Below are 12,940 nucleotides of genomic sequence, written 5' to 3'. Positions count from 1 at the left end.
TAAAATGTTTACGTGGTGAGCGTGTAAACGAAGTTAATCATATTTGTGGGGTTTTAGGAGTCCTTTTATAAATTATTCTGCTCAATAGGAAGCAGTAAAGTAAAGGTGGTTCCTCGCCCTACTTCTGAATCGACAAGAATCCTGCCATGGTGCTTGGCTATTGTATTGTAAGCGATTGACATACCTAATCCGGTGCCTTCTCCCACGTCTTTTGTTGTAAAAAATGGTTCGAAAATTTTCTCGCGAATGTCATTGGGTATTCCGATACCATTATCCACAATATGGATGAAAATGTAACGGCTATCTTCATGAATACCTGTTTCGATTTGCAGCTTACCGCCGGGGTTGCTATCAAACTTTTTATTGATGGCGTAGACGGCATTTGTTAAAATATTCAAAAAAACTTGATTTAGCTTACCGGCGTGACATTCTACTTTGGGTAAATCGCCATATTTTTTGTCGACCTCAATTCCTTCGCGCATCAAGCTGCTTAAAATGACCATGGTAGATTCCAGCCCTTCATTAAGATCAGCAAACTTGACCGTATCTTCATCGACCCGCGAAAAAATCCGTAAGCTTTTCACAATTTCCGCTGTCCGGTGCGCACCGTCATGCATACCTTTTAACAAAAACTCTACTTCGGTCTTCAAATAATCAATGTCCATTTCATCTTTGAAAGACTGTACGCGTTTTTTTCGTTCTTCCAAAGATAAACCGTCTTGAAATGCCGTCTCTTCCACAAAATCCAAGGTTTCCCAAATCATTTTGATATCGCGCTTTAATGGAGCGACGTTGGAGGTGACGAAGTTGATCGGGTTATTGATTTCGTGGGCTACACCTGCCGTGAGTTGTCCCAGCGAGGCCATCTTTTCGGCCTCAACAAGTTGCGATTGAGTCTCTTTCAAATGCTGCAACGTATCGCGTAAGGATTCATTTGAACTTCTTAATTCCACGGTTCGCTCTTCCACTTTCGATTCCAAAAACGCATTTTGCTCGCGAATCAATCGTTCGTTTTCCAAAGAGATAGCCAGCTCCCGCGCTTGCGACATCTCCTTTTCCTGCTTTAACATATTGATGCTATAAGCCAAACCGAAAGAAAGCAAAGCCATTTCGATCACGGATGCAATTTGTACGGCATTACTGGTGAAATCGTTGTAATTTAAAATGCCGTAGTCTTTTAATAAAAAGATGACCGAGCCGGTAAGAAGCGCTGTCCAGCCAAAAACGAAATATTTTGCGGGCCGGTAACCACGTATCATGACACGGTAAGAGACATACAGCACGAAAATTGAAGCAAGGCCCGTCGTAACTTGCATCGCTAAAAAAGCCGTTTGCTTCAGCCCGATGATAGCCATGAGCGCACTGGAGATAAACAGCACAATAAACACCCGGAACACTCGACGGGCTCGACGGGCATTGCGTTGCAGTTGCAGAAAGGAATCTGCAAATAAGAGGGCACTTAATCCGGATAAGCAGCCGAACAGTACGGGACCTACGGATGCAAAATCGGGCCAAGATGGCCAAAGATACTGAAAGCTGTAGCCCTTGATTGCCATTTGCGTGATGCCTGCGCAAACCACATAAACAACATAATAGAGGTAACCACGGTCGCGTACGGAGAAGAAAAGAAACAGGTTATAGATGGCCATGATAAACACGATGCCGATGTAAACCCCGCTAACCAAATTGTCCTTATTGGCATGAAAAACCTGGGAAAGCCGGCTTCTGATGTAGATAGGAAGTATAATTTGTTCGGTGCTTCGAACCTTTACATAAAAAACTCGCTGTTCATTTTTCGGAATAGTGAGGTCAAACAGATAACTCGGCATTTTATACTTTCTTTCTGAAAACACGGCGTGTTCGCCAAGCTTTGTTGGCGCGTATTTGCCATTTCCTACCGGCGAGTAGAGTTCGACCTCATCCAATAGCGGATACGCAATTTCAAGCAGAAATCGTTCCCGTTCGCCGGAATTATTGACCGTTAACCTTAACCACTTATCGGTATTGGATATGCCTAGATTTGGCACCTCATTTTCGAAATTTTTAAATGTATTATCGTTAAGAATTTCAGGAAAGGTCTTACTGCTACCGGTGTATAAGGCGATTTCCTTTGTTATAAAGGGATCATCGTGCACGCCATCAAACCGCAGGGAAGAGCTCGTCGAGCAGGACGTCGCAAGACATACCAGTAAAAAAAGTATCCAACTACGTAATTTCATCCTACCGCGATTATTTCGTCGCTTTCGCGATGACAATGTTCATGGACGTTAGGAAGTAGCCTCCCCGATCGGCAGCCTGCAACCCTTTGGAAAATTCAGCTACTTCGTGTGCGGTCAGCGCGTCGTTTTCCTGCATTTCGGAAAAAATCCGTTCCAAAAATAAATAGCGATTTGCCTCTTCCAAGGAACGAACGACCATGCAATAGGTATCGATACTTATATTTTTGAACGCATGCCGAGCAAGATCTGTGGTGAGTTTATTGCCTGCAAACCCATTGTTTACTTTGGTATCGACTAGATAATTTCGAATTTTCTGTTCGGTTTCTACCAGGCCAGCATAGAGGTTCAAGCTGTTCCAGATCGTTTCTACAACGACGAATGGAGCGTCCGCTTGCAAAACCCGATATACTTCCGCAAATGTACGGTCGGGTTCGATAAGATGCTGCACAACGCGCTCCATGCGCACACCCGCAGCGGAATGGTCTTGCTCGGCTAACTGCTGTGTTTCGCCTTTTACAAAACGAATATTTTTCCGATCAGCGGCATCGGCCATCGCCTTTTCGATCAGGGCGGCATCGTGATCCACACCGACCACCTCGGCACGGCCTTTCAACATATCGGCAAGGTTGATCGCATCCATCCCGGTACCACAACCCAGATCAAGAACGACGCCCGCCTGGACGGCTGCAAAAGGTTGGTAAGACTGTGTCTTGATATGCTTTAAGAAATTGCCCGTATCGCTTAGGTAAGCGGCGCCATAGTGTTTTGTATCCGTCATAATATATTGAGGTTGGTATCATCTGCCTCGAAGTCTTTGGGAATAAGTTTTAAGTTTTCAATAACTTGGTTCAAATTCCATTGATCAAGATTTGGAATATCGATTTGATAATGGATTTCAATTTCCTTATTTCGCAACGTTTCAATGCGCACCACGTTAGAATTACTTCGCAAGGATGAAATAGCATCTTTATTTTCCTGATCGGCCTCGCTTAGTGTATCCAGATTGTGCATAATCATAACGGTTGCAATAAGATCCAGTTTCGGATAATAAAACGTACCGTTATTTCCTACGCTGGTATCGATTCGATAGCCCACGCTTTCGGCCAATTTGACCGTGTAGGGTGCACAGAGGGCAAACAAAGAAGTAATGCCAATTTGAGTGGCAATAGCTGCGCCAGCTCTTGTTAGAAAAATACTGCCAATTCCGTATCCTGCTATTTCGCGTGAATTCCACAAGCCGCATCCCTCGCCCGTGCCCTGTAAAGCATGTCTGTACACGAGCTCATAGATGTCGGCATCCATATTGCCGGTTGCTTGTTCGATGGGCAGGGGTTCACTGCCTCCTGAAACATGTATTCGAACCCCGCCGAATACATTTTCTCCATCTAATGATTCAACGATCAATACAAACGCAGCTGGATTATACATCCAGTCGTTCTTTGACGAGGTAACTTTTTGCACGCCTATAGCGGTTAAAACCCGCGCGTGCCCTTCTATAAAACGCTCGCAGGTTTCTGGATCATCAATTGCGCGAAACGCACGCAACCTCACTACCGGACGGCCATCTTTAAATATCAGTGCCACAAAAAAGGTTATTAGTGTTCCAATGAAAAGCAAAGCTAAACATTAAATACTAAACTCACTCCATCTCAACCCGTATAAAATGCGCGTTGCCCTATTTTTTTGACAGCGTTGAAAATGCTTCGTTGACCTGTTTGCAGGAGAGATTTTCAATCGGTTTTGAGTGGAACAAGTCATATTTTTTGCCTGATAGCGCCCCTCATCAAGCATTAAAACATAACGAAAGGAAGCTGCCCTAACGCGTGATTTTCACCTGTGTTATTATCGCAAAACCTTGCCGTCGTCGGTGATGAAAATCCCTTTGTAATGCGGAAACTTTCGAAGAACTTTCTTTCCAGCTTTTACGCCCATGACCATAATCGAGGTGCTTAATCCATTGGCAAACTCGGCCGATGGACCATAGATCGTGACACTGACCAGCCCTGTGCTCGGGTAGCCTGTTTTCGGATTGATGATGTGCGCATACCTTTTCCCCTCAAACTCCACATACTTCTCATATGTTCCGGACGTAGCGACAGCACGCTCACGCATCTTAAGCCGCTTAACCATTTTGTGCTGCTTAAAAGGATTTCTCAGGCCAATTAGCCAAGCCTCTCCATGCTGCTGATTTCCCCAGGTCGCAATGTCGCCCGACGCGTTGATGATGCCTCCCACCACGCCTTTCATCTTCATCAACGTTCGACACTTGTCTGCAGCATAGCCTTTCCCAATCGAGCCAAACCCTATTTTCATCCCCAGCTTTGACAAAAAAATGGTGCAGGCCACGCTGTCTAAAATAATGTCTTGGAACCCCACCTTTTCTACGGATTTCTTGATGGCTTCTGCTGTGGGCAACGCTTCCATCGTATCATCAAATCGCCAGATGTGGTCCATAGCCGCGATACTGATATCAAACGCACCATGTGTCAATTTCGAAAACTGGATTGCTCTAGCTGTTAGATCAAAAACTTCCCGATCTACCTGAACGGCACGAATGCCCGCATGCCGATTTACTTCTGAAATTTGCGTGTGGGGTTGCCATTCAGAAATTAGGTTTTCGATTCTGCTCACCTCCGCCATAGCTTCCGCTATTCTTTCCTGGGCAAGCATACTATCCTTTTCTATCACGGTAAACTCAAACCTGGAACCCATGAGTGTTGCTGTGCGAGTCACGGTCACCTGCGCGCGAACCGACATGGACAGGCAGCCGACCAAAAAGACGGCGCTGAGCATATGAACTATGGCTTTCATCAAGATATTTACGTTGTACATTACGCCTTAATAGCAATCTGCTAATAGCTGTCCTCGTTGTTTATAGTTCGCTAAAGCAGGCTGTCTATGGATAAGCAGGAGCGTTTCCAACAGCATTTCCACATCTTGTTGCATCGCTAGCGATCCACAAATCATAATGACACCTCCGCTTTCCAACAGATCCATAACGAAAGGTGCGTCGCGATTGATGAGATCCATTACATACTGCGATTCCTTTTCTCTGGAAAATGCTACAGCGTAGCTTGTTAGCTTTCCTTGGCCAATGGCCGTATCCGCAAATCCTTCGTAATATGCTGCCATGGCATTATGTTGCCTGAAGCCTACATACAAATGGCTTTCCACAGCCCGTTTGTTGCTCATGATCATACCTAGAAACGGGGCTATGCCCGTGCCATTAGCTATCATCAACACACGGGGCGCATGTTGCGGAAAATGGAAGTGTGCATTGCTGAGGATTCGCGCCGGAATAACCTCGCCCAGTGCTAGTCCGTACAGAAAATTAGACCCCAACCCTTGCGCGTGCAGTTTAACGAGCAGGTGCACCATGCCTTTGTACGCTCCAATGGAATAAAATCGTTCATCTTGCGTTGCTGTTGGAAAAATTCCCAAAAGATCGCCCGATGAAAAGTGGGCTTTTGCAATGGGCTTTAGCACGATCTTGAACGTTTGATTATCGGCTGTAACGGCGGTCTTTTCGACCACCTTCATTTTCCGTAAGCCTGTTACCTGCGACTGGTAGACCGCAGGCGTTGTATGCAGCGCTATCGCAGCTTTTTCCGACCATTGGGTCGCCCAGCCAACAAATTCTTCCGCCGACCGATCGTTGACCGTAGCGAGCGGTAGAAAACGCTTAGCCCAAGACTGCTGTTCCAGCATACTATCGACGTCAATCGCGTATCCGCAGTAATTGGAGTACGATCGCGATCCAAAACCTACAACAGAAAAAGAGACCTCTTGTTGTTGCTCGAACGACGACAAGCGTGTTAAAAACTTGTTTGCATTCGTTGGTGCATCACCTAAACCAAAAGTTGATGTAAAAAAGATAAAATGCGTCGCCTTTGGATACCTACCGTAAGCATTCATCTCCACAATCATGGATCGTTTGCCCGCTTGAAGGAGCTGACCATGCACTTGGTTCGCAAAAAATAGTGTACTTCCATTTTCGGATCCCACAAAGAGTATAATCGACGCTTCCTCTGCCTTATATCGATTTTTGATGCTATTGCGCGTCCGTCTATAGGTAATGGCAAAGCCCGAATAGATAAACAATACGATATTTAGCGAGGCAATGCCAAGTACTATGGCCAAGAGCATATGGCTTCTGCCGGTATGCAGCTCCAAACTCAGTTTCTCCAACAGAACGCCCGAAGAATACTTCGCCTGCGCAACGACGTCTCCCGTTATTTGATTAATCGTGAAGTTACCTTTCTTTGTGGATAGCAAGAAAAACTCCTCGGGATCATCCTCCACAAAAGGGAATTCAATTTTCTCTGTCTGGGCAAGTTTCGTGGTTTTGAATATGTCGAAATCTGCTATCGCCTTCTGCGCTTGATCGGCATTGCTCGTCTCGTACGTCACGGTTAACGAGGGCTTTTTAAACACATCCATCCGGGCCAAAAAGAGGTATGTACCCGTGAGCGAGATCAGCAAGATAGGCAGCAAGCTCCATCGTCCTACGACGACGTGCAGGTATTGGGCTAGGAAATCCCGATTGATTTTTGTGAAAAAATGACGGATTCCCTGTTGTCGTTTCACGATCAGCGCAAACCCACTTGTGGTAATCAAAAAAAGCAGGAAAGAGGCGATCCCGACAAGTATTCGCCCGGTTTCATGTAAAAATAGAGAGCGATGCAATGCGGTAACGCCTAGCATAAAATCATGCTTTAGCGTCACGTCGCCAAGCCGTTGTCCCGTATTGGGATCGACGTAAGCTTTAACGGCATTGCCCGCTGCATCGAACGCATCAATCTGAACCGATCCGTTATGGTCAACGGACAACTCGACTATTTCGGTATACTGCTGGCGCATGACCGGTATAACATCCGCGAGGGTTAACGCGTCAAAATTCGGCGCCCGGTGAGCTGCCGATTTTTCGACAACAGCATCAAGCGCCAAAATGGCGCCTGTAATAGCAAGAATAAATAAAAAAAGCGATGATAAGATAGCCAGTGCTAAATGAGCATATCGCCAGATGGATAAGGTCATTGTTATTTTACTCCGGCACCCAATTAAGGTGTCTTATTCAGCTTCACAAAACGGATATACCCCTTCCCTGTCGCGCGAGCGGTAACGGCTTCGGTGGTTAGTGGAATTTCTACATCTTTCACATGGTACTTCTGTTCTTCCACGGCTGACTCAAAACGCAAGGTATAGCCTTTATTCAATTTGGCATCATCAATCACGAGGGTACGCACCGCGCGATCTCCCCCGCCTACGGAAGCACCCGTTACGGCACTTAGCTTTTCCTTGGATTTTGTTTGGAATTTATACCATTCCTTCAACGTATTGTACCATTGTTTATCCGTTCCGAGGACAGACAGTGTTTTTTCGTAAGCACCATTCGGACTTATTAACGAGATGATTACATAAGCTGCCTCACCTTCGTAACTATTCATTTGCACCATACACTTATATCGACTCGATTGCCCTACAGCAGCCTTACAGCACAGTAAAGAAAACGTCAATAACACCCCAATTCTCAATACATTCATCATATCGTTATTTTAGAAAGTCTAAAGAAATACTGTTACCACTTAAAAATTCATTCTCTTGCGCGAGATCAAATGCCGTCTCCTCAAACTCTGTTTTAAGATCCTTTTTTGCACCCAACGCAATCAACGACTTTAGTATCGTATCGTCTTTTGCAATAAGCGCGGCTTTATGCAATGCAGTCGTGCCTTCCTGATCTTGCGAATTGACATCAGCGCCTAGTTCAGCAGCTTTTTTTACCAGCGAAAGGTTTTCTTTTGCCACAGCAATGTGAAATAGCGAGCTTCCGTCTTTCTGGCTTTCAATAACGGAGAAATTGTTGCGCTTAAAAAGGGCAAGTTTCTCCTCAAAGTCGTCACCAGCAGCGCCTCTTCCCCCATTGCCTGGGTTTTGGCTCATATCTCTAAATGAGCTGAACCAGTAGTAGGCTAGATTTTTCTCATCTTTATCCAGAACATGAATGTCGGCACCATGCTCAAGCAAAACGGAAGCTATCTGTGCCGAACCATTCGCTATGGATCGCGTTAGTGCCGATTCGCCTTTGTCATTTTGCGCATTCACATTTTCCACTTTGGAAAGCAGCAACTTGACCAAGTCGACATCATGACCCGCTGCCGCATTCATTAAAATAGTGTTGCCCTCGTTATCGGCTTTTTGAAGGTCTACACCTTTCGCTATCAGGTAGTTTATCAGCTCTATATTTGGCCTTCTAACCAACAGGTGGAGAATTGTAGCACCATCTTTGTTGCTTGCGGTTGGGTCTAATTTTAAATTTTCGATCAAATGCTTGTAAACTGGCAATCCATTGCTGGTTTGTCTTGAACCTTGAGCAGCAAAGAAGAGTGCGTTATCGGTCGGACGCACGCCCTTATCCATCAGCTTTTGTACCAATTCCATATCACCTAGCTTGGCGGCATAGTCTGCGGCGGTACGGCCATAGTCATCGGTAGCTTCCAACGAAAGCCCTTTGTTCAAAAAGTATTTCGTTACGGATAAATCCTTATCAGCCGGAACGGCCAGTAATAGTAGGTTGGCTCCGCCCTCATAACGTTGTTTTGGATCAACGCCAGCAGCGAATAAGGCATCAAAGACTGCGGTATTTTTATTTCCAGTCGAAGCGGCATATGCTGCTATGGCATCGCCATGACTATCCTGATAATGCACGTCGGAACCTTTACTGATCAAATACTCAACCAACTCTAGGTTTCCGCTTGATGCAGCCCAGTGTAAGTAGCTACGGCTATGATGGGTTTTCTTATAAACACCATTACCCTCTTGCTCGATCAAAAATTTTACAACGTCGTTAGACGCCTTATTCATAATAGCCATCGTCACGGGATCGAAAGATGCCGCATTTGGCTGCGAGGGGCTGCTTCCATTTTCGATCTCGGCCTTCACCTGAACCAACGAAGGTTTCGATTTCCAAAAATCTGCAGTTAATAATGTCGTTTGTTGTGCTTTACCGAATAGCGCGCTCAGTAGCAGCGCAGATAACATGTATCTTTTTATCATAGGACCAAGGTAACTATTTAAACTAAATCTAAATTATGCCCAAATATAGTAAAATCTCCTACTTAAGTTTATTTTTGCCGGCTTTTATTCCCTAATATTGACAAATATTTCTGATTTTATCATTAAGGTTTTTAAAAGCTTATTATCGTACAGCGATGATGATACAGATAACAGAGGATAGTACATAAAAAAATAACGACAAGCGCGTAAAAACGTCTAAGATGATGGTTCGCGGTAAGCTTAGAAACGCAGTGCAATTTTGAAATACTTATAGGAATATCAAATTACTTTAAATTACAGATCTTTAGAATCGGATACAGGTATAAATGTAAACTTTTCTTTACATATTTTTAAAAAATCCAATTTATTGGCTAATCATTCGATGATATTAAAAACAATTAAGCTTGAAATACGTTACAAAATTTAACGGGTTGTTACGCTATGAGGGGTCTAGTTCGATGGCATTATTTTTCTGATATTATTGTTACTAAGGCACATTTTAATCATCTTTTTCGTATTATTGAGCCGTTAATTTGATTATGGGATAATTTTACTATTTTAACTAAATGAATATTTTATTTACATATGTTGATAAGTGTTGTTGACGATGACCCGGTTTTCCAGTTTTTGTGCAGAACCTATTTAAAGAATTGCTCTAGCGATGTTGAGTTGCTTTTTTTCAACAATGGCGCAGATGCGATGAAGCATTTTCAGGAAATGCCAGAGACGCTCGATCGCGTCCCGAAATTAATGTTGATTGATATCAATATGCCCTTAATGGATGGATGGGAGCTGGTAGACAATATGGAACGTATGACTATTTTTAACGAAAGCCATGTGTATATGGTTAGTTCTTCCATTGCTTCGGATGACCGCGAGCAGAGCTTGTCCAAATCGTTGGTAAAAGATTACCTGAAGAAACCGATTAGCCCATCTGTTTTCGACAGCATCTTTAAAGACGCATTTGGAAACTAGCCTTCCATCGATCCGATAATGAACGCTGCTGAGCGGCGCTTGAAGGATATAATAGAAGTACTATGCCACTAAGAGAGATAAAACGGCTACAAGCATTAGATCGTTTTCTGAGTATTGAGTTCGAAAATGAAAAGGAGGTGCGTGATCTCGTACAGCTCGCTGCCGAAATATGTGGCGCTAAAATCGCATCAATCACTATCCTCGATGCGGTGAAGCACCATTATCGGTACAATTGGAGCGTGGCAGGCGGCGAAGTGCCCTGGGATGATTTATTTTTTAGCCTCACGGCAGATAGCATTCACCCCGTTGTGGTGCCAGATCTTCACGCAGACCCCAAATTTTCGAATCATCCTTTTGTGACGGAGATTCCTTCTATACATTTCTATGCGGGTGTGCCGTTATTAACGCATGATGAACATCATGTAGGAAGCTTGTGTGTACTCGATGATCATTCACTGACCCTAACGGAGACCCAGGTATCGATGTTGTCCATACTTGCAAAACAAATCGTTCAGCTTTTCGAACTGCAAGCCAGCATTATGTTATTGAAAGAAAAGTTGGAAGATGCTCGGAAATCACAAATACAGCTCAAATCATTTTTTGAAAGCAAATGGGTCATTCATTTATTATTAGATAAAGAATTTCGCATCATAAGCTTTAACTCCATTTTCGCTAAGCTTGTCTGGGACAATTTTAAGACGACACCCCAAGAAGGCGATGATATTCGAGCATACATTCAGAAAGATACCGGTGCGAAATTCGTTGATAGCTACAGCCGTGCCCTGAATGGCGAATCCCATGTTATACAAACGCAAGTAGTGAATGAGGTCGCCAATACGCATTGGCTTGTTTATTTCGAGTTAGCGCTTGATCCCGAAAACGAAATAATAGGCGTTTCCTGCAATGCCCTGGACATCACGAAAAATGTGAAGCAGGAGGCGCAGCTGACCCAGCAAAACGAGCATCTCAGACAGGTAGCCTTTTACCAATCGCATGATCTTCGAAGGCCTGTATCCTCCATATTGGGCATCGTCGAATACCTATCTGGAAAATTTGGAAACGAAGTACCTGAGGAACTTGAAATGCTCAAATTATCGACGCGAGAACTGGATGAAAAAATAAAGAATATTGTCAATCTCACTGATTTCAATCACAAGTAATTACGGTAGAAATAAGGTAATGCTAAACAGGTGCGTATGCACCGAAATATATTCGATGCCTAACCTTACGAAATGGATTCGCCTACTAAGGCGAATATCAACTATATAGTGTACAAAATTTGAAATTAAATAATTGGGCATAGTATTTGTGAGAGCTGTTGTACCTGCATTTGTCATAACATAGTTTTTGAATTATGCACATCAGGATAAAGACCTAAGAAACAACAGACAATTTTCAGCAGTGGAAGCAATATTAGCAAAAGGAAAAGAGAAGCAGAAGGAACGTTTATCTCATCGCTCGGCACAACAAAAAAAATATATTAAAATAGGGATACTATCTTCTATTGGTGTTGTTGCATTACTTATTATCTATTACCTTCTTGACCCATCGACATTCATCTATTTGCTTGGGTTTATTTTCATTTTTAACTTATTGTCTATAGTTGGCCTCATATATTTATTTCGCGTTTCGCGTCGCTGGTAATCGGTAACCCGATAAAGATCGGTTATATTAGCTTACTTTCGACTGGAAGCGGTCACGACCAAGATTTGTTACGTTACGAGCTGATTCTGCGTTAAGTACCAGCGTAAAGCAGCTCCCCTTTCCGAGTTCGCTTTCTGCGGAAAGATACCAACCGACTTTCGCTAAAAGGTCTCTACACAAAGAAAGTCCTAGCCCGGCACCCATTTCGTCTTTGGTACCCATTTGACTATATACTGCCTCACCAACGCGCAAATTGGCTAATTGATCAGCATCCATTCCTTTCCCAAAATCTCGCACATAGAAACTGATAATTTGGTTATCTTCTTCCGTGACACCCACCTCGATTACACCACCGACATGGCTATACTTGATGGCATTACTCAATAAATTCCTCAACACGAAATTGAATATCTCTACGTTTCCAAAAAGCGTCGTCGATGGTTCTACACGGCAGTCCAATACCAATTCTTTCGTCCGTAATTGTATACCGAAAAGATCTGTGGTAGCCCGCACCTGTTCCAGAAGCGAAAAACGAATTACGGAATACTCTCTTTTACGTAACTGGCCGGCAGTCCAAATCAGGACATTATCCAACATACCTTTCGATACATTGGCTTTGTATTTGATATCCGCTACAACTTCCTTAAACTCTCGCTCGCTCAAGCCTAAGATTTCTACATGTTCGAATAGGATGAGCAACTCCTGAAAAGGGGTTCTTAAATCATGCGATGCTAAGGAAAGGATTTTCAGTTTGAAATTTTCTGCCGATAACAATTCCTTTTGTTGCTCCTCGATAACGGTTATGTGATTTTGCAATTCCCCATTGGTGGTAGACAAGTTGGCCCGCTCCAAGTGCAACTCACGCTTGCGCTTTAACAGATAAAATATTAAGAAGCCAATAATGATCTTGCTGACGACCACAGCGGCAATCAGCGTGTAAATAATGTCCTCACTTTTCATAGCAAATCCGGCAATAATAAGTCACTAAATTACGACAAAAAATAATAAATATAAAAATTTTGCTAAATAAATAAGGTGTAAAACAAGGG

The 12,940-nt window shown here is 43.6% G+C and carries 10 protein-coding genes; 2 read left to right on the top strand and 8 right to left on the bottom strand.

From position 1 onward, the window contains the following. Positions 1-65: 65 nt before the first annotated feature. From B0I21_RS02540 to B0I21_RS02510, 7 genes are all read right to left on the bottom strand, one after another. Positions 66-2,219, bottom strand: coding sequence for a sensor histidine kinase (locus tag B0I21_RS02540; RefSeq protein ID WP_133638782.1), 2,154 nt, complete (start codon positions 2,217-2,219; stop codon positions 66-68). A 10-nt stretch (positions 2,220-2,229) separates the two neighbouring features. Beyond that, positions 2,230-2,997, bottom strand: coding sequence for a methyltransferase domain-containing protein (locus B0I21_RS02535; RefSeq protein WP_133638780.1), 768 nt, complete (start codon positions 2,995-2,997; stop codon positions 2,230-2,232). Next, the gene (locus B0I21_RS02530; RefSeq protein ID WP_133638778.1) at positions 2,994-3,803 is read right to left on the bottom strand and encodes a hypothetical protein; all 810 of its coding nucleotides are present in this window, start codon (positions 3,801-3,803) and stop codon (positions 2,994-2,996) included. Before B0I21_RS02530 ends, B0I21_RS02535 begins: the two co-directional genes overlap by 4 nt. 258 nt (positions 3,804-4,061) lie before the next feature. Next, positions 4,062-5,030, bottom strand: a complete 969-nt coding sequence (locus B0I21_RS02525) for an FAD:protein FMN transferase (protein WP_243835924.1) — start codon at positions 5,028-5,030, stop codon at positions 4,062-4,064. A 27-nt stretch (positions 5,031-5,057) separates the two neighbouring features. Then, on the bottom strand, positions 5,058-7,256 hold the full coding sequence (locus B0I21_RS02520) for a PepSY domain-containing protein (RefSeq protein WP_133638774.1): 2,199 nt from the start codon (positions 7,254-7,256) through the stop codon (positions 5,058-5,060). Positions 7,257-7,279: 23 nt separating this feature from the next. Beyond that, a complete protein-coding gene (locus B0I21_RS02515) occupies positions 7,280-7,765 on the bottom strand; it encodes a DUF2271 domain-containing protein (RefSeq protein ID WP_133638773.1) in 486 nt (161 codons plus the stop codon). Positions 7,766-7,769: 4 nt separating this feature from the next. Beyond that, positions 7,770-9,272, bottom strand: a complete 1,503-nt coding sequence (locus B0I21_RS02510) for an ankyrin repeat domain-containing protein (protein ID WP_243835923.1) — start codon at positions 9,270-9,272, stop codon at positions 7,770-7,772. 585 nt (positions 9,273-9,857) lie between these two features. Here B0I21_RS02510 and B0I21_RS02505 point away from each other — a divergent pair. Both B0I21_RS02505 and B0I21_RS02500 read left to right on the top strand, forming a co-directional pair. Then, positions 9,858-10,247 carry a response regulator gene (locus B0I21_RS02505; protein ID WP_133638770.1) on the top strand — a complete coding sequence of 130 codons (390 nt, stop codon included), beginning with the start codon at positions 9,858-9,860 and terminating at the stop codon, positions 10,245-10,247. Between the two features lie 62 nt (positions 10,248-10,309). Next, on the top strand, positions 10,310-11,407 hold the full coding sequence (locus B0I21_RS02500) for a GAF domain-containing protein (protein ID WP_133638768.1): 1,098 nt from the start codon (positions 10,310-10,312) through the stop codon (positions 11,405-11,407). 511 nt (positions 11,408-11,918) lie between these two features. Here B0I21_RS02500 and B0I21_RS02495 read toward each other — a convergent pair. Beyond that, positions 11,919-12,851, bottom strand: a complete 933-nt coding sequence (locus tag B0I21_RS02495) for a sensor histidine kinase (protein ID WP_133638766.1) — start codon at positions 12,849-12,851, stop codon at positions 11,919-11,921. Between the last annotated feature and the right edge of the window lie 89 nt (positions 12,852-12,940).

It is taken from the genome of Sphingobacterium paludis (assembly GCF_004364125.1).
GTDB lineage: Bacteria > Bacteroidota > Bacteroidia > Sphingobacteriales > Sphingobacteriaceae > Sphingobacterium > Sphingobacterium paludis.
Note: the sequence above shows the minus strand (reverse complement) of the source record. Positions and strands in the feature narration are given on the sequence as shown.